Below are 16,695 nucleotides of genomic sequence, written 5' to 3' on the forward strand. Positions count from 1 at the left end.
TGTGTTCAGCCCGCGGTCAAGGACGGCGCGCGTCAAGAATCCATAAAGATGTAGCCGCCCCCGAGGACGGCGTGGTCGACGCCGAAGCGGCGGGATGGGAGAAAGCCGGGCGGATCAGTCGCGCACGGCGGCCAGGATGCCGTCGCCGAGCGGCACGAGCGCCGGGGTGAGGCGTTCGTCCTCGGCGATCAGGCGTGCGGCCTCCCGGACCGCGACCACCTCGGCGTCGCGGGCAGCGGGGTCACCGGCCCGTCCGCCCAGCGCGGCGCGATGCACCACGATCACGCCGCCGGGGCGCAGCAGCCGCACCCCTTCGACGACGTAGTCCGGCTGATCGACCGGGTCGGCGTCGATGAACACCAGGTCGTAGGACTCGTCGGCGAGCCGGGTGAGCACCTCCTGGGCGCGGCCCCCGATCAGCCGGGTGCGCGACGGGCCGATGCCGGCCTCGGTGAAGGCCTGCTTGGCCAGCCGCAGATATTCGGGCTCGATGTCGATCGTCGTCAAGACGCCGTCGTCGCTCATGCCGGACAACAGCCACAGCCCGCTGACGCCCGCGCCGGTACCCACTTCGGCGATGGCCTTGCCGCCACTCAGCTTGGTCAGCAGGCTCAGCAACGCGCCCACCGCCGGTGTCACCGCCCCGGCGCCGATGTCCACGGCCCGCTCGCGCGCGGCCGCCAGCAACGCGTCTTCCGATATCGAGCTTTCGGCGTGCGCGAAGAGCGAATCGGCCCGGCTGGGCGCTGCCTGGCCGGGGGCTTCTGCGTCGGTGCCGTCCATGCCCGCAGCGTATTCCACTTCGGCGCGCAGTCCGACAGGCGCGCCTGAATCGGATCGGCGTGACACGCCCAACGCTCCCGGTGCGTTTAAGGTCACTGCGCGATGGATATCTCCTGCACAGCGCAGGTAACGATACGGTTTCTCAGGGTCAGCTCAGACTGTTCATATACCGCACATACTCCGGTACGCGACGGTAGCCCTATGGATCGCGGAGGGCGTTGGACCGGGAATACCGACTGGGAACTACCTGTTGCCGCCAGTGACGAAGTGCCGTTGTTCGGCACCCCGGATTCGGAGGACTTGATCATCACCACGCTTCTCAGCCCGTCCAGCATGTCTCATGCGCAGGAGCTCCCCGCCGACGAGTGGGTGGAGCCGTCCGACGCGCTGCAAGGGACCGCGGTGTTCGACGCGACTGGCGACAAGGCGGCCATGCCGTCCTGGGACGAGTTGGTGCGCCAGCACGCCGACCGGGTGTATCGGCTGGCCTACCGGCTTTCCGGCAATCAGCACGATGCCGAGGACCTCACCCAGGAGACCTTCATCCGGGTCTTCCGGTCGGTGCAGAACTACCAGCCGGGAACGTTCGAGGGGTGGTTGCACCGCATCACCACCAACCTCTTCCTCGACATGGTGCGCCGCCGTTCGCGCATCCGGATGGAGGCGCTGCCCGAGGATTACGAGCGGGTGCCCGCCGACGAGCCGAACCCCGAGCAGATCTATCACGATTCGCGGCTGGGCCCCGACCTGCAGGCCGCGCTCGATTCGCTGCCGCCGGAATTTCGTGCCGCCGTCGTGCTGTGTGACATCGAAGGCTTGTCCTACGAGGAGATCGGCGCCACGTTGGGCGTCAAACTGGGCACCGTGCGCAGCCGCATCCACCGCGGACGCCAGGCGTTGCGGGACTACCTGGCCACGCACCCCGATCACGACGCGGCGCGCGCCAAGTCGGCGTAATCACCGACCGCCCACCTAACGGTCGGGCAGCTATTCAGCGGCTTTGCGGCCTTTGCCTCGGTATCGCGCTCCCTCTCGCGCTACATTCGAATAAGGCGGCAATAAGAAATGAATGGCGAGGAGTTGGTGATGCCCGATCGTGGACATGTGTTCCGCCGCGCGTTCTCCTGGCTCCCCGCTCAGTTCGCCTCGCAGAGCGACGCGCCCGTCGGCGCACCGCGCCAGTTCGGGTCCACCGAGCACCTGTCCGTCGAAGCGATCGCGGCGTTCGTCGACGGCGAGCTCCGGATGAACGCGCACCTGCGGGCCGCGCATCACCTGTCGTTGTGCGCCCAGTGTGCGGGCGAGGTCGAGGACCAGAGCAGGGCGCGCGCGGCGCTGCGCGATTCGCGCCCCATCCGCATCCCCAGCACGCTGCTCGGCATGCTCGCCGACATTCCCTTCGAGTCGCCCGACGATTCCTCCGCGCCGGCATCCGACCGCTTCGCCGACCGTGACGGACGTGAGCGGCGCAAGCGCCGGTAGCGTCCAGCCCACCCCACACGCGCGTTCATGCCGACCGACGGCGCGCCATGGATACTAGGGTGGACACGGACAACGCCGGTGCCGCGTATTTCGCCCGGTAAAGGCCTGTCTCGAGCGCTCAAGTAGAGGATCCAAAAGGGATAACGTGACCTCCGACCAAGGCTACGACCAAGCAAAAGACAGCGGCAACCGCTTAGCGCCGCGCCCCATCTCGCGTCCGCCGGTCGACCCCGCTTCGACTCGGGAGTTCGGTCGTCCCGACGGGCTGCGCGGGTCGTTCGTGGCCGAGCGGGTCCGTCCGCAGAAGTACCTTGACCAGGCCGAGTTCCGGCCGGGCAACCGGCCGGCCGACCCCGTGCTGCAGGAGGCCTTCCACCGGCCCGATGGCAGCCCCGACTCGTTGCAGCGCCACCCGGTCGACGCCAACGCGCTGGCCGGCGAGAAAAACGGGATGGAGCCCGACGGGCACGACGATCCCTGGCGAGACCCGGGCGCCGCGGCGGCGTTGGGCACGCCGGCGGTGGCGCCGTCGCGATCCGGGACCGCCCTGGGCTACGGCGGCAAACTCGGCGTGCGCGACGTGTTGTTCGGCGGCAAGGTGTCCTACCTCGCGTTGCTGATCCTGCTGCTGATCGCCCTGGTCATCGGTCTGCTCGGCGGTGTGATCGGTCGCAAGACAGCCGAGGTCGCCGAGGCGTTCACCACCTCCAAGGTGACGCTGTCGACCAGCGGCAACGGCGAAGGCCCGGCCGGGCGCTTCGCCAAGGTGGCGGCTGCGACGGCGGGTGCGGTGGTGACCATCGAGTCCAAGAGCGACCAGGAAGGCATGCAGGGCTCCGGAGTCGTCATCGACGGCCGCGGCTACATCGTCACCAACAACCACGTCATCTCCGAGGCGGCGAACAACCCCAGCCAGTTCAAGACGACGGTGGTGTTCAACGACGGCAAAGAGGTGCCGGCGAACCTGGTGGGCCGCGACCCCAAGACCGACCTGGCCGTGCTGAAGGTCGACAACGTCGACAACCTGTCGGTGGCACGCCTGGGCGACTCCGACAAGGTGCGGGTGGGCGACGAGGTGCTGGCCGCGGGTGCGCCGCTGGGGCTGCGCAGCACCGTGACGCACGGCATCATCAGCGCGCTGCACCGCCCGGTGCCGCTGTCGGGGGAGGGCTCGGACACCGATACGGTGATCGACGCGCTGCAGACCGACGCCTCGATCAACCACGGAAACTCCGGTGGTCCGCTGATCGACATGGATTCCCAGGTGATCGGCATCGACACGGCCGGTAAGTCGTTGTCCGACAGCGCAAGTGGGCTGGGCTTCGCGATCCCGATCAACGAGGCCAAGCAGGTCGCCGAGACGTTGATCAAGGACGGCAAGATTGTGCACCCGACGCTGGGCGTCAGCACCCGGTCGGTGAGCAACGCGATCGCGTCCGGCGCCCAGGTGGCCAACGTGAAGGCGGGCAGCCCCGCGCAGAAGGGCGGAGTCCTGGAGAACGACGTCGTCGTCAAGGTCGGTAACCGCAAGGTGGCCGATGCCGACGAGTTCGTCGTCGCGGTGCGGCAGTTGACCATCGGCCAGGATTCGCCGATCGAGGTCGTCCGCGACGGCCGCCACGTCACGCTGACCGTCAAACCAGACCCCGACAGCTGATGTTCGGCAGCCTGAGCTGGGAGCACATGCTCGTCCTCGTCGTGGTCGGGCTTGTGGTCCTCGGGCCCGAGCGGCTGCCGGGTGCCATCCGGTGGACGTCCAACGCCTTGCGTCAGGCGCGTGACTACCTCAGCGGTGTCACCAGCCAGCTGCGTGAGGACCTCGGTCCCGAGTTCGACGATCTGCGCGTCCCGCTCAGCGAACTGCAGAAGCTGCGGGGCATGACACCGCGGGCGGCGCTGACCAAGCATCTCCTAGACGGCGACGACTCCTTCCTGACCGGAGCCTTCGACAAACCGGCGAATGGCGCCCCGCCGCAGACCCCGCACCCGGCCCCGCCCGCGGCGAACGGCCAGGCGTTGGCGGCCGAACAGCAGCAGGCCGGCGGTCACACGCCGTTCGACTCCGACGCGACCTGACGGCCAGCGCGGCCGCGCGTGCGTCAGCGGCGGGTCGGATCGAGCCCCAGCGATACGCCGGCGAGCCCTCGCTTGCGCGACGACAAGCTGTCGGCCACCCCGCGCAGCGCCTTGCCCACCGGCGAATCGGGTGCGCTCAGCACCAGCGGCGTGCCGGAATCACCCGCGGCCACCAGCTCGGGATCCAGCGGGATCTGACCCAGCAGCGGCACGTCGGCGCCGAACGCCCGAGAGAGCCGCTCGGCCACCTGCTGGCCACCGCCCTCACCGAATACCTGCAGCGTGGAGCCGTCGGGCAGGGTGAGCCCGGACATGTTCTCCACGACGCCGACGACGCGCTGGCGGGTCTGCAACGCGATGCTGCCCGCCCGCTCGGCGACCTCCGCCGCGGCCAGCTGTGGCGTCGTCACCACCAGGATCTCCGCGTTCGGAATCAGCTGCGCCACCGAGATGGCGATGTCGCCGGTCCCCGGCGGCAGGTCGAGCAACAGCACGTCCAGATCGCCCCAGTAGACGTCGGCCAGGAACTGCTGCAGCGCCCGGTGCAGCATCGGCCCGCGCCACACCACCGGGGTGTTGCCCTCGGTGAACTGGGCGATCGAGATGACCCGCACCTCGTGCGCAATGGGCGGCAGAATCATCGACTCGACCTGGGTGGGCCGCTCGGTGGTGCCCATCATCCGGGGGATGGAATGGCCGTGGATATCGGCGTCCAGCACACCGACCGACAGGCCGCGGGCCGCCATCGCCGCCGCCAGGTTGACCGTGACGGTGGACTTGCCGACACCACCCTTGCCGGACGCGACGGCGTAGACCCGGGTCAGCGAATTCGGTTGCGCGAACGGGATAACGGGCTCGCGGGCGTCGCCACGCAACTGCTTGCGCAGCTCGGTGCGCTGCTCGTCGTTCATCACGTCCAGGGTGACCTTGACCGCGCCGGTGCCCGGGACGTCGGCGACCGCCTGGCTGACGCGGTCGCTGATCTCGGTTTTCTTCGGGCAGCTGGCGGTGGTCAGGTAGATCGCGACGTGCACCGCGCCGTCGGGCTCGGTGTCGATGCTCTTGACCATCCCGAGTTCGGTGATCGGACGCCGCAGTTCGGGGTCGATCACCTTGCCCAGGGCGGTGCGAATAGCCGCGTTCAGGTCGGCTGCTGAATCAGAAGAGTCATGGCGGGACATCACCGCCGAGTGTAGGCGTGCGCGACGAAGCCGTTTTGCGGCGACCCGCTGGGCTGTTGGGCGGCGACCCGCTGGGCGCGGCCTGGCCGCGCTTGCGATCGCCGCTGGGCCGGTCAGGCCGGACCGGGTCCCGCCGGCTTCGGCTTGGCCGTGCCGGGCGCCGCGCCCGACGGGCCGGCGGGCTTGGGCGCCGGTGCGGCCTGCGAGGGTCCGGCGGCCGGGGGGCGCCTGCACCGCGGCCGGGGGCGCCTGCACCGCGGCCGGGGGGCGCCGGCGCGGGTCCGGCGTCCGGCGGCGGCGCACCGAACGGCGGCGGGGGCGCAAACGGTGCCGGTGGCGCCGCGGGCGCAAACGGTGCTGGGGGCGCGAACGGCGGCGGCGGACCCGCGGGCGGGGTGCCCTGCGAGCTGATGCAGATCACCGTGCAACCGGGAATCTGGGCCGGCGCCTGCTGGGGCGTGGGCGTCATCCACGGGAACATCGGCGGGGGGCTGACGAGCGCCGGGCTGCTCAAGTCGATCAGCGGAACGCGCGCCAGCGGGTCGTCCAGCGGCAGGCCGTTGATGTTCATCGGCAGGTTGGGGCCGAGCCCTTCGGGGTGCTCGAGGTGCGCGTCGCCCAGCGGCGGCGGCGGTCCGGTCATCGGCGGCAGGTCGACCGGCACCACGCCGGTGGCGTAAGCCGCCGCCCAGCCCAGCACGTTCTGCGCGTAGGGCATCGAGTTGTTGTAGCGCAGGATCGCGGTCAAGACCTGCGACTGGTCACGCAGGTTGAGCCCGCCGCTGCACAGGTAGCGGGCGGCCGCCAGGGTGGCGTCGAAGATGTTCTGCGGATCCGCGACGCCGTCGCCCTTGCCGTCCGAGGCGTAGCGCGCCCAGGTCCCCGGCAGGAACTGCATCGGCCCCATCGCGCGGGCGTAGGTGACGCGGTTGCCGGCGCTGCTCTGGATGATCGTTTCGTTGCCGGGCAGCGTCCCGTCCAGCGACGGGCCGTAGATCGGGCTGATCGCGGTGCCGCGCGCGTCGACGGCGCCGCCGCCCGCGTGGCCCGATTCGATGCGCCCGATGCCGGCCAGCAAATTCCAGCTCACCCCACAGCCCGGGGCGGCGACGGCCATCTTTTGTTCCGCGCTGCGGTATGCGGCCAGCGCGATGCTCGGAATGCCCAGTGCGCCCCGCGCATTGACGATCATCGCCGGCGGCGGAGCCGACAACGCGGGCTCGGCGACGTGAAAGACGGTCGGGCTGCGGTCGATCGCGACGACGGCGGGTCCGGTGAGGTCGGGGAAGGTCGGCGACACCGCGGCCACGGGGGTGACGGCGGCATGCCGAGGCGGCATTCGCACCGGAAGCGACGGGGCCGCTGCGCTGACCGCCCCCGCGAAGACCAGTGGAGCAATCATTGCCACGCCGAAAATAGGCTTGCGCGTGTTCCGAAGTGATCGCTGCCGCTCACTCGCGGCGGGGCTCTCACCCCGGCTTCCCCCAATGCGCACTCGACCGTCCTAGATATGTGAGCTGGGTCCACTTTCTGTTAGCTCGGTGAACCAGATCACCATACATAACTCTTGTGACACGAGTGGCGCAATGGTCCAAACGGTTCTCACCTGGATTTCTTAGCCGTTCGTTCCAGGCCGTCACCGCGCTCAACCGGGTCGACGTCCGCGGTTTCGGGCAGCAGATTGGTCAGCAGTTCGCGCAGGTCATCGAGCTCGTGACGCAGGTATTCGCGCGTCACGCCCTCGCCGACGGCCAGCCGCAACGCGGCCAGTTCGCGCGCCAGGTACTCGGTGTCGGCTTTGGTTTCGGCGGCTCTACGACGGTCTTGCTCCAGCGCGACTCGGTCCCGGTTCTCCTGGCGGTTCTGCGCCAACAGGATCAACGGGGCGGCGTAGGCGGCCTGCGTGGAGAAGGCGAGGTTCAGCAGGATGAACGGATAGGGGTCGAAGCGCTCCGCGACGGCGATGAGGTTGAACGCGATCCATACGATCACCACGACGGTCTGGATCAGCAGATAGCGGCCGGTGCCGAAGAAGCGCGCGATCGACTCGGTGATCTGCCCGACGGCCTCGGGGTCCAGCCGCGGTGAATACCTGCGCGACGTCCGCGGGGTGTACAGGCCCCGCGGGGTTGAGGATTTGCTCACTCGGATCCTCCCCGTCCGTTGACCCGGCCGGCGGTGTCGAACTCCTGCATGTCCACCCGCCAGTCGTGCGGCAGCAAGTGATCGAGCAGGTCGTCCACCGTTACCGCGCCGAGCAGATGATTCTGGTCGTCGACCACAGGTCCGCAAACCAGGTTGTATGCGGCCAGGTAGCGGGTGACCGCACCGAGCGGGGTCTCCGGCGTCAAAGTCAACAGGTCGCTGTCGACAATCCCGCCGACCAGAGCCGCCGGCGGCTCACGCAGCAGTCGTTGCAGGGGAACGCAGCCCAGGTAGTGGCCGGTGGGGGTGGCCGTCGGCGGGCGCGCGACGAACACCATGGACGACAGCGCGGTGGTGAGTTCGGGGTCGCGAACCCGGGCCAACGCCTCGGCAACCGAGGTGTCGGGCGTCAGCACCACCGGGTCCGACGTCATCAAGCCGCCGGCGGTGTCGGGGGAGTGCGCGAGCAGCCGGCGCACCGGTTCGGACTCGTCGGGATCCATCCGGGTCAGCAGCATCTCGGCGTCGGTCGGGTTCAGCACCCCGAGCAGGTCGGCCGCGTCGTCGGGATCCATTTCCTCGAGCACGTCGGCGGAGCGTTCGGTGCCCAGCTGCGACAACACGTCGGCCTGGTCCAATTCGGGCAGCTCCTGCAACACGTCGGCCAGTCGGTCGTCGTCGAGGGCCTTGAGCACCTCGTAGCGCCGCTTGACCGGCAACCCGCGGATGGCATCCGCCACGTCGACCGCCCTGCGGCCCTCGAACTGGTCCAGCAGTTGGGTCACTCCCTGGCCCGGCAATGACAGCGCCGACGGGGTCAGGCCCTGCACGTTCTGCCAGTCGACGACGTGGACGGGGCCGCGTCGTCCCAGTCGCCTCGGCACGCGGACGGCCACCCTGGTGACCATCCAGTCCCGAGTCCGGGTCTGTTCGATCCCCAGGTCCGTGATGACCACGTCGAGGCCGGCCAGCTCCGGCAGGTCGGGGTCGTTCACCTTGACTTGCGTGTCGAGCACCTGGCCTATCGCCAGCACCTCGCCGGGCCGCTGCACGAAATGGCGCAGGGATACGCTGCCGGTGCTCAGCGTCACGGCGTTGGGTTCGATGGAGGCGACCCGCAGGATCGGGATGAAGATGCTGCGCCGCGTCGCCAGGTCGACGACCAGCCCGAGCACGCGCGGTTGCTGCCGCACGATGCTGATGCTGATCACGACATCGCGCACCCGGCCCACGGATTCGCCGAGCGGACCCAACACCAGCATCCGCGACAGCCGCGCGATGTACACCCTGTTGACCGATCCCATGGATGTAGAGCCTAGGCAGCCGTCGGCCCGATGGCCGACAACCCGGGCCCGGCGCCGCCGGGTCTGATGCGTGGCGACCCGCTGCGCCCGGCTCCGCCGCGCGTGCGATCACCGCGGGTCTGATGCGTGGCGACCCGCTGCGCCCGGCTGCGCCGCGCTTGCGATCACCGCGGGTCTGATGCGTGGCGACCCGCTGCGCCCGGCTGCGCCGCGCTTGCGATCACCCCGGATGGAATGCGCTAAAGCGAGTGCAGCCGGAAGAGCACGATCACCAAAATCACCACCAGGGTGGCGATTCCGATGACGATGCCGGCCACCGCCAGGCCGAAGCCGTCCTGGCGAGTCCGCCTGATCTGATCCAGGGCGATCGCGCCCAGCACTATGGCCACGATCGAGCCGATGCCGCACAGCAGGCCGGTGAAGGCCGCGATCAGTGAGGCGATCGCCAGCCCGTTCGTCCCGGTCCGGTGGGTTCCCGCGGGTCCGTAGCCGCTCCGGTAATCGGGCGCCGGGTAGTAACCGCCCGGATAGCCGGGGGGCCCGTAGCTGGGCGGACCGCCGTAGGGCGGCGGCGGATAGGCCGGGCCGCCATAGCCCGGCGGCTGCTCATATCCGGGCGGGGGACCGGCGGGCGGTGGGTAATGCGGTGGGTACCCCGACGCGTGGTCGGGGCTCGGCGGGGGATACGGCGGCGGCGCCGATTCGGCGGGTGGCGGTGCGCCGGGCGGCTCCCAGGGCGCGGTCGCGTCCGGCTGGTCGGCGGCCCCGCCGCCGGCGGCGGACGGGTCGCCCTTCTCGTGGTGGCCGCCCTCGCCGAAGCCGTCTCCGGGAGCTGTCATGGTGTTCAACCTAGCCCATGCGCAGGTGAGGGGCGCCGCGGCGGATCCGGGCACATCCCGAGCAAAACCCGGGCTCGTGGTGGCGCCGGCACCGGGTCCATGTCGCCGGAAGAACCGTGTTTGCGCAGGTGACGCAAGGTCGATGGATAGGGTGGGGAGGCCCTGAGATGAAACGACGGCCGAGGCGGAGGACAATGAACGGCGATGACTAATCCTTTCCAGCCTGGGCAGGTTCCCGGCGCCACGCCTCCGGGTGCGGCGGGTCGCCGCGGGCCGGGGCTGCCGACGCCGCCGCGAGGCTGGCCGGTCGGGTCCTATCCCACCTACGCCGAGGCGCAGCGCGCCGTCGACTATCTGTCCGATCAGCAGTTCCCGGTGCAGCAGGTGACCATCGTCGGTGTCGACCTGATGCAGGTGGAGCGTGTCACCGGCAGGCTGACGTGGCCCAAGGTGCTGGGCGGCGGCGTGCTGAGCGGGGCGTGGCTGGGGTTGTTCATCGGGCTGGTGCTCGGCTTCTTCAGCCCGAGCCCGTGGGGGGCCCTGGTCACGGGGTTGGTCGCCGGCGTCTTCTTCGGACTGATTACGTCGGCTGTTCCCTACTCAATGGCCCGTGGCACAAGGGATTTCAGCTCGACCATGCAATTGGTGGCCGGGCGCTACGACGTGCTCTGTGATCCGCAAAACGCAGAAAAGGCGCGGGACCTGTTGGCGCGCTTGGCGATCTGAGGCGCGCGAGAGGTCTGAATTCGTGGTGAGTCGTCGCGGGCGCGTGCGCCGGATAGGCGCAATCGCGCTGGCGACGGCAATCATCGCCGAGGCGGTATCGGCGTGCGCGTCCGGGAGCCACGGGCTGGTCATCAGCTTCTACACGACGGCCGCCGACGGTGCGACGTTCAGCGCGGTGGCCCGGGACTGCACGAAGCAATTCAACGGCCGCTTCGCCATTCAGCAGATCAGCTTGCCCCGGGCCCCCGGTGAGCAGCGTCTGCAGCTGGCCCGCCGGCTGACCGGCCACGACCGCACCCTGGACGTGATGTCGCTGGACGTGGTGTGGACGGCCGAGTTCGGCGAGGCGGGCTGGGCGGTGCCGTTGTCCGACGACCCGGAGGGGCGAGCCGAGACCGACGCCACGGTGGACACGTTGCCGGGCCCGCTGTCGACGGCGCGCTGGCAAGGCAAGCTGTACGGCGCACCCGTCACCACGAACACCGAATTGCTTTGGTACCGGCCCGATTTGGTGGCCCAGCCACCACGGACCTGGGACGGCATGGTGTCCGAGGCCACCCGATTGCACGACGCGGGGCAGCCCAGCTGGATCGGCGTGCAGGCCAACGAGGGCGAAGGCCTGGTGGTCTGGTTCAACACCCTGCTGGTGAGCGGGGGTGGCCAGGTGCTCTCCGACGACGGCCGCCGTGTCACGCTCACCGACACGCCGGCGCACCGGGCGGCCACCGTGACCGCGCTGCGCATCCTCAAGTCGGTGGCTCTCGCACCGGGAGCCGATCCGTCGATCAGCCGAACGGACGAGAGCACCGCTCGGTTGGCTGTCGAACAGGGCCGGGCGGCGCTCGCGGTCAACTGGCCGTACGCGCTGGCGTCCATGCTGGAGAACGCGGTGAAGGGCGGGGTGCCCTTCCTGCCGCTCAACCGGAATCCGGAGCTGGCAGGCAGCATCAACGATGCCGGGACGTTCGTGCCCAGCGACGAGCAATTCCGTGTCGCGTATCAGGCCAGCGAGAAGGTTTTCGGCTTCGCGCCGTATCCCGGTGTGGCACCGGGCCGTCCGGCCAAGGTGACGATCGGCGGGGCCAACCTGGCGGTGGCCAGCACCACCCGGCACCGTGCCGAAGCCTTCGAAGCGATTCGCTGCCTGCGTAATCTGGCGCACCAGAAGTACGTCGCGATCGAAGGCGGCCTGCCCCCGGTGCGTACCTCGCTGTATTCCGATCCGCAGTTCCAGAGCAAGTATCCGATGTACACGATCATCCGCAGGCAGCTCACCGATGCCGCGGTGCGCCCGGCCACGCCGGTCTATCAGGGTGTGGCCATCCGGCTCGCCGCGACGCTGAGCCCGATCGGTCAGATCGACCCCGAGCGGACCGCCGACGAGCTCAGCGCCCAGGTGCAGAAGGCGATCGACGGGAAAGGGCTGCTGCCGTGACGCGGGCCGGCGACGAAACCCGCACCGCGCGAGCATCTTCCGTGACGCCACGGTTGCGCGGGCGGGCCGCCGAGCAGCGGTTGGCGTTTTTTCTCGTCGCGCCGGCGGCGATCCTGATGCTGGCGGTGACGGCGTATCCCATCGGCTACGCCGTGTGGTTGAGCCTGCAGCGCAACAACCTTGCCGTGCCCAATGACACCGCGTTCATCGGCCTGAACAACTACGTGACCATCCTGACCGACCGCTATTGGTGGACCGCGCTGGCGGTGACGCTGGGCATCACGGTGGTCTCGGTGTCCCTGGAATTCGTGCTGGGCCTGGCGCTGGCGCTGGTGATGCACCGCACCCTGGTCGGCAAGGGCCTGGTGCGCACCGCGGTGCTGATCCCGTACGGCATCGTCACCGTCGTCGCGTCGTACAGCTGGTATTACGCGTGGACGCCGGGCACCGGCTACCTGGCCAACCTGTTGCCGCAGGGCAGCGCACCGCTGACCGAACAGATCCCGTCGCTGGCGATCGTCGTCCTCGCCGAGGTGTGGAAAACCACTCCGTTCATGTCGCTGCTGTTGCTGGCCGGTTTGGCGCTGGTGCCCGAGGATCTGCTCAAGGCCGCCCAGGTCGACGGCGCGGGCGCGTGGCGGCGGCTGACCGGAGTGACCCTGCCGATCATCAAGCCGGCGGTGGTGGTCGCCTTGTTGTTCCGGACCCTGGACGCGTTTCGCATCTTCGACAACATCTACGTGATCACCAACGGCGCCAACAATACCGGTTCGGTGTCGATGCTGGGCTACGACAACCTGTTCAAGGGCTTCAACGTCGGGCTCGGCTCGGCGATCAGCGTGCTGATCTTCGTCTGCGTCGGTCTGATCGCGGTGCTGTTCATCAAGGCGTTCGGCGCGGCGGCGCCCGGGGGTGACGTCGATGGCCGCTAGCGGGGCGGGCCTGTCGGCGGGCGCGCGACGCACCGCGCTCTGGGCCGTCATCGACACCCTGGTGGTGGTGTATGCCCTCCTTCCGGTGCTGTGGATCTTCAGTCTGTCGCTGAAGCCGAGCTCAACGATCAAGGACGGCAAGCTGATTCCGTCGTCGATATCTCTGGACAACTATCGCGGCATCTTTCGCGGTGACTTCTTCAGTTCGGCGCTGATCAACTCCGTCGGGGTCGGGTTGATCACCACCGTGATCGCGGTCCTGCTCGGTGCGATGGCCGCGTACGCGATTGCCCGCCTGGACTTTCCGGGCAAGCGGTTGCTGGTTGGAACCACCCTGCTGATCACCATGTTTCCTGCGATCTCGCTGGTGACGCCGCTGTTCAACATCGAACGATTCATCGGCTTGTTCGACACCTGGCCCGGCCTGATCCTGCCATACATCACCTTCGCGCTGCCGCTGGCGATCTACACGCTGTCGGCGTTCTTCCGCGAGATCCCTTGGGATCTGGAGAGGGCGGCGAAAATGGACGGCGCGACACCGGCCCAGGCGTTCCGCAAGGTGATCGTGCCGCTGGCGGCGCCCGGCGTGGTGACGGCGGCGATCCTGGTGTTCATTTTCGCCTGGAACGACCTGCTGCTGGCGCTGACGCTGACCGCCACCAAAGCGGCCATCACCGCGCCGGTGGCGATCGTGAACTTCAGCGGCAGTTCCCAGTTCGAGGAGCCGACCGGCTCGATCGCGGCCGGCGCCGTCGTGATCACCGTCCCCATCATCGTTTTTGTTTTAATCTTCCAACGACGAATCGTCGCCGGGTTGACCTCTGGCGCGGTGAAGGGATAACTCGATGGCCGAGATTGTGCTGGACCATGTCAGCAAGAGTTACCCCGACGGCGCGACGGCGGTGCACGACCTGAACCTCACCATCGCCGACGGCGAATTCCTGATCCTGGTGGGCCCTTCGGGCTGCGGCAAGACCACGACGCTGAACATGATCGCCGGGCTCGAGGACATCTCGTCCGGCGAACTGCGCATCGGCGGCGAACGGGTGAACGAGAAGGCGCCCAAAGACCGCGACATCGCGATGGTGTTCCAGTCCTACGCGCTGTACCCGCACATGACGGTGCGGCAGAACATCGCCTTTCCGCTGACGCTGGCCAAGATGAAGAAGGCCGAGATCGCCCAGAAGGTCGAGGAGACGGCGAAAACCCTTGACCTGACCGAACTCCTGGACCGCAAACCGTCGCAGTTGTCGGGCGGGCAGCGGCAGCGGGTGGCGATGGGTCGCGCCATCGTGCGCCATCCCAAGGCGTTTCTGATGGACGAGCCGCTGTCGAACCTGGACGCGAAATTGCGGGTCCAGATGCGCGGTGAGATCGCCCGGCTGCAGAAGCGGCTGGGCACCACGACGGTCTACGTCACCCACGACCAGACCGAGGCCATGACGCTGGGCGACCGCGTGGTGGTGATGCATTCCGGTGTCGCGCAACAGGTCGGCGCCCCCGACGAGCTCTACGAGCATCCGGCCAACCTGTTCGTCGCCGGCTTCATCGGATCGCCGGCCATGAATTTCTTCCCGGCCACGCCGATGCCCGGCGGGCTCAAACTGCCGTTCGGTGAGGTGATGTTGACACCGGAGGTCCAAGCGGTGATCGGGCAGCATCCGGCGCCGGCGAACGTCATCGTCGGGGTGCGGCCCGAGCATCTGTCCGACGCCGCATTGATCGACGGTTACCAGCGCATCAGGGCGCTGACGTTCGAGGTGAAGGTTGACTTGGTCGAGTCGCTGGGCGCGGACAAGTACGTCTACTTCTCCACGGCGGCGTGGGCCGCCCACTCGGCCCAGCTGGACGAGCTGGCCGCGGAGTCAAACGCCCACGAAAACCAGTTCGTGGCAAGGGTTTCTGCCGAATCGAAGGCGGCCATCGGGCAGTCGATCGAGCTGGCCTTCGACACCAGCAAGCTGGTGGTCTTCGATGCCGACTCGGGAGCCAACCTCACCATCGCGCCGTCGGGGACACCGTGACACAGGACCGGGTACGCGCGCATCTGCGGGCTCACTTCACCGACGCCGACCCCGATACGGCGAGCGTGACCTTTCTCGGCACCGAGACCATCGAGGTGCTGCGTTTCCGCGAGCCGGACGGCACGGTGCACTACGTCACGCTGGGCTGCTCGCGCCACCCGATGACCGAACCGACGCTGGATGTGGCCGACCCGGTGCGCGGTCCGCGCGCCGAAGTCGTGCTGCGGCTGCGTGATCCCGGTCCGATCTCCGGCATCGCGCGCAGCCTGGCGATCCTGGCGGCGGCGCCGGCCGTCGACGGTGTGGTGCTGTGCGCCGATGCGCTGGTGGACCTCGGCTCGCCGCTGTGGGCGTCCCCGTCTTCGCGGGTGCCGTTCACCGCTGTCCTGTTGGGCCGCAGTGGGATCGGCGATCTGCCGCTGGACCCACCCCGGGACCCGGTGCAGTTCCTGTCGGCCACGCCCATCACCGCCACCGAAGCTGCGTGGGTGCGGCTCAAGGGCGCCGAGGCGATGCGTCAAGCGTGGGACAACGACGGGGTCGACGTGCTGGATCCGAATCGCCCCGCCGCACAGCCTAATTGACGCCCGCTAGAGCCAGTTGTTGCGCCGGAACTGGAAGTACAGACCCACGCAGGCGACGGTCATCAGGGCCATGATCCCCGGATATCCCCACGTCCAGTCCAGCTCGGGCATGAAATGGAAGTTCATCCCGTAGATGGCGGCAACCATGGTGGGCACCGCCAAAATACCGGCCCAGGCCGCCATTTTGCGCATGTCGTTGTTCTGCTGCATGCCGACGCGGGCCAGTGCCGCCTGGATCAGCGAATTGAGCATGTCGTCGTAGCTGGCGATCTGGTCGGCGGCCTCGGAGTGGTGGTCGGCGACGTCGCGCAGATAGCGCCGCACCTCTTTGGAGATCACGTCCTTGTTGTCCATCTGGATGCGATGGAACGCGGACGACAGCGGGGTGACGCATCGGCGCAGTTCGACCACCTCGCGCTTGAGCAGGTAGATCGGTTCGACGTCGATCTTGCTGCCGGGGGCGAACGCCAGGCCCTCGATGCCGTCGATGTCGGCCAGCATCAAACTGCTCACCTCGAGGTAGTGGTCCACCACATGGTCGGCAATCGCGTGCAGCACCGCGTAGGGGCCCAACTGCATCTGCTCGGGGTCGCCGTCCATCCGCTTGCGCACGCCGGACAGCTCCCCGTGTTCGCCGTGGCGGACCGTGACCACGAAATTCTTGCCGACGAAGACCATGATTTCGCCGGTCTCCACGATCTCGCGGGCCAGCACCACCGATTCGTGGGGCACGTAGTTGACCGTCTTGAGGACCAAGAACAGGGTGTCGTCGTAGCGCTCCACCTTGGGCCGCTGGTGGGCGCAGACCGCGTCTTCCACGGCCAGCGGGTGCATCCCGAACACGTCGGCCACTTCCTGCATCTCGGACTGACTGGGTTCGCGCAAGCCGACCCAGACGAAGCCGTTGTGCCCCAGTGTTTCGATCTCGCGCACTTTATCCAGGGCGGCCGCGTAGCCGGGTTTGCCGGGCAGCCGGTGCCCGTCGGCGTAGACGGCGCAGTCGACCAGCGTCTCCTTAGGCGGCTCGGGGGCCGGGCTCGGCTGGGGACGCGGTTCGTGCGCGAGGGGCCGAAGCGCTTCGGGCAATGCGTCAAATCCTTGGAACACGTCCACCTCCCACCGTGCGCAGGCCCGACCAGGCGGTGCTCCATCGTACGCGTCCCGGCTGTTCGAAGCGCGACGAT

General features: G+C 68.6%; 16 protein-coding genes and 2 pseudogenes. 10 read left to right on the forward strand and 8 right to left on the reverse strand.

Annotated elements, in window-relative coordinates:
* Nucleotides 1-114: 114 nt before the first annotated feature.
* On the reverse strand, nt 115-783 hold the full coding sequence (locus MTY59_RS15845) for an O-methyltransferase (RefSeq protein ID WP_007773718.1): 669 nt from the start codon (nt 781-783) through the stop codon (nt 115-117).
* A 201-nt stretch (nt 784-984) separates the two neighbouring features.
* Here MTY59_RS15845 and sigE point away from each other — a divergent pair, with 201 nt between their 5' ends.
* The 4 genes from sigE to tatB all read left to right on the forward strand — a co-directional run bounded on the left by sigE (nt 985) and on the right by tatB (nt 4,341).
* Nucleotides 985-1,740: an RNA polymerase sigma factor SigE gene (gene sigE / locus MTY59_RS15850; protein WP_221041992.1), complete on the forward strand. Its 756-nt coding sequence runs from the start codon at nt 985-987 to the stop codon at nt 1,738-1,740.
* Nucleotides 1,741-1,869: 129 nt separating this feature from the next.
* Nucleotides 1,870-2,265: an anti-sigma E factor RseA gene (gene rseA, locus MTY59_RS15855; RefSeq protein WP_221041993.1), complete on the forward strand. Its 396-nt coding sequence runs from the start codon at nt 1,870-1,872 to the stop codon at nt 2,263-2,265.
* A 145-nt stretch (nt 2,266-2,410) separates the two neighbouring features.
* Nucleotides 2,411-3,922 (forward strand): serine protease HtrA, encoded by a 1,512-nt coding sequence (htrA, locus tag MTY59_RS15860; protein ID WP_221041994.1) that lies wholly within the window; start codon nt 2,411-2,413, stop codon nt 3,920-3,922.
* Complete coding sequence (tatB, locus tag MTY59_RS15865) at nt 3,922-4,341, forward strand: Sec-independent protein translocase protein TatB (RefSeq protein WP_221041995.1); 420 nt, start codon at nt 3,922-3,924, stop codon at nt 4,339-4,341. Before htrA ends, tatB begins: the two co-directional genes overlap by 1 nt.
* 23 nt (nt 4,342-4,364) lie before the next feature.
* Here the strand turns inward: tatB and MTY59_RS15870 are convergent, their stop codons facing one another.
* The 6 genes and pseudogenes from MTY59_RS15870 to MTY59_RS15890 all read right to left on the reverse strand — a co-directional run bounded on the left by MTY59_RS15870 (nt 4,365) and on the right by MTY59_RS15890 (nt 9,810).
* The gene (locus MTY59_RS15870) at nt 4,365-5,522 is read right to left on the reverse strand and encodes an Mrp/NBP35 family ATP-binding protein (RefSeq protein WP_221041996.1); all 1,158 of its coding nucleotides are present in this window, start codon (nt 5,520-5,522) and stop codon (nt 4,365-4,367) included.
* Between the two features lie 259 nt (nt 5,523-5,781).
* Nucleotides 5,782-7,017 (reverse strand): annotated as a pseudogene (locus tag MTY59_RS15875) (lytic transglycosylase domain-containing protein); the annotation flags it as partial.
* Between the two features lie 107 nt (nt 7,018-7,124).
* The gene (locus tag MTY59_RS15880) at nt 7,125-7,667 is read right to left on the reverse strand and encodes a DUF1003 domain-containing protein (protein WP_221041997.1); all 543 of its coding nucleotides are present in this window, start codon (nt 7,665-7,667) and stop codon (nt 7,125-7,127) included.
* A complete protein-coding gene (locus tag MTY59_RS15885; protein ID WP_221041998.1) occupies nt 7,664-8,971 on the reverse strand; it encodes a magnesium transporter MgtE N-terminal domain-containing protein in 1,308 nt (435 codons plus the stop codon). Before MTY59_RS15885 ends, MTY59_RS15880 begins: the two co-directional genes overlap by 4 nt.
* Nucleotides 8,972-9,085: 114 nt before the next feature.
* Nucleotides 9,086-9,201 (reverse strand): annotated as a pseudogene (locus tag MTY59_RS27970) (hypothetical protein); the annotation flags it as partial.
* Between the two features lie 9 nt (nt 9,202-9,210).
* Nucleotides 9,211-9,810 (reverse strand): DUF4190 domain-containing protein, encoded by a 600-nt coding sequence (locus tag MTY59_RS15890; protein ID WP_221041999.1) that lies wholly within the window; start codon nt 9,808-9,810, stop codon nt 9,211-9,213.
* A 204-nt stretch (nt 9,811-10,014) separates the two neighbouring features.
* On the opposite strand from MTY59_RS15890, the gene MTY59_RS15895 reads away from it, so the two are divergent.
* Genes MTY59_RS15895 through MTY59_RS15920 form a run of 6 tightly spaced genes read left to right on the forward strand, consistent with a single transcriptional unit; the run spans nt 10,015 to nt 15,511 of the window.
* Entirely contained in the window at nt 10,015-10,536 is a 522-nt protein-coding gene (locus MTY59_RS15895) for a YflT domain-containing protein (RefSeq protein ID WP_221042000.1), read from the forward strand.
* A 22-nt stretch (nt 10,537-10,558) separates the two neighbouring features.
* Complete coding sequence (locus MTY59_RS15900) at nt 10,559-11,971, forward strand: extracellular solute-binding protein (protein ID WP_221042001.1); 1,413 nt, start codon at nt 10,559-10,561, stop codon at nt 11,969-11,971.
* Nucleotides 11,968-12,903, forward strand: coding sequence for a carbohydrate ABC transporter permease (locus tag MTY59_RS15905; RefSeq protein WP_415823340.1), 936 nt, complete (start codon nt 11,968-11,970; stop codon nt 12,901-12,903). Before MTY59_RS15900 ends, MTY59_RS15905 begins: the two co-directional genes overlap by 4 nt.
* Nucleotides 12,893-13,744 carry a carbohydrate ABC transporter permease gene (locus MTY59_RS15910; protein ID WP_221042002.1) on the forward strand — a complete coding sequence of 284 codons (852 nt, stop codon included), beginning with the start codon at nt 12,893-12,895 and terminating at the stop codon, nt 13,742-13,744. Before MTY59_RS15905 ends, MTY59_RS15910 begins: the two co-directional genes overlap by 11 nt.
* 4 nt (nt 13,745-13,748) lie before the next feature.
* A complete protein-coding gene (locus MTY59_RS15915) occupies nt 13,749-14,927 on the forward strand; it encodes an ABC transporter ATP-binding protein (RefSeq protein ID WP_221042003.1) in 1,179 nt (392 codons plus the stop codon).
* Complete coding sequence (locus tag MTY59_RS15920) at nt 14,924-15,511, forward strand: suppressor of fused domain protein (protein WP_221042004.1); 588 nt, start codon at nt 14,924-14,926, stop codon at nt 15,509-15,511. Before MTY59_RS15915 ends, MTY59_RS15920 begins: the two co-directional genes overlap by 4 nt.
* 6 nt (nt 15,512-15,517) lie before the next feature.
* On the opposite strand, the gene corA is transcribed toward MTY59_RS15920, so the two are convergent.
* Nucleotides 15,518-16,618: a magnesium/cobalt transporter CorA gene (gene corA / locus MTY59_RS15925; protein ID WP_250160575.1), complete on the reverse strand. Its 1,101-nt coding sequence runs from the start codon at nt 16,616-16,618 to the stop codon at nt 15,518-15,520.
* Between the last annotated feature and the right edge of the window lie 77 nt (nt 16,619-16,695).

Source organism: Mycobacterium senriense, assembly GCF_019668465.1.
Taxonomy (GTDB): domain Bacteria; phylum Actinomycetota; class Actinomycetes; order Mycobacteriales; family Mycobacteriaceae; genus Mycobacterium; species Mycobacterium senriense.

What these genes read in the sequence shown, in the direction of transcription:
- MTY59_RS15845 (WP_007773718.1), bottom strand. Translation starts at nt 783, where the DNA reads ATGGACGGCACCGACGCAGAAGCCCCCGGCCAGGCAGCGCCCAGCCGG.
- sigE (WP_221041992.1), top strand. Translation starts at nt 985, where the DNA reads ATGGATCGCGGAGGGCGTTGGACCGGGAATACCGACTGGGAACTACCT.
- rseA (WP_221041993.1), top strand. Translation starts at nt 1,870, where the DNA reads ATGCCCGATCGTGGACATGTGTTCCGCCGCGCGTTCTCCTGGCTCCCC.
- tatB (WP_221041995.1), top strand. Translation starts at nt 3,922, where the DNA reads ATGTTCGGCAGCCTGAGCTGGGAGCACATGCTCGTCCTCGTCGTGGTC.
- MTY59_RS15870 (WP_221041996.1), bottom strand. Translation starts at nt 5,522, where the DNA reads ATGTCCCGCCATGACTCTTCTGATTCAGCAGCCGACCTGAACGCGGCT.
- MTY59_RS15885 (WP_221041998.1), bottom strand. Translation starts at nt 8,971, where the DNA reads ATGGGATCGGTCAACAGGGTGTACATCGCGCGGCTGTCGCGGATGCTG.
- MTY59_RS15890 (WP_221041999.1), bottom strand. Translation starts at nt 9,810, where the DNA reads ATGACAGCTCCCGGAGACGGCTTCGGCGAGGGCGGCCACCACGAGAAG.
- MTY59_RS15895 (WP_221042000.1), top strand. Translation starts at nt 10,015, where the DNA reads ATGACTAATCCTTTCCAGCCTGGGCAGGTTCCCGGCGCCACGCCTCCG.
- MTY59_RS15910 (WP_221042002.1), top strand. Translation starts at nt 12,893, where the DNA reads ATGGCCGCTAGCGGGGCGGGCCTGTCGGCGGGCGCGCGACGCACCGCG.
- MTY59_RS15915 (WP_221042003.1), top strand. Translation starts at nt 13,749, where the DNA reads ATGGCCGAGATTGTGCTGGACCATGTCAGCAAGAGTTACCCCGACGGC.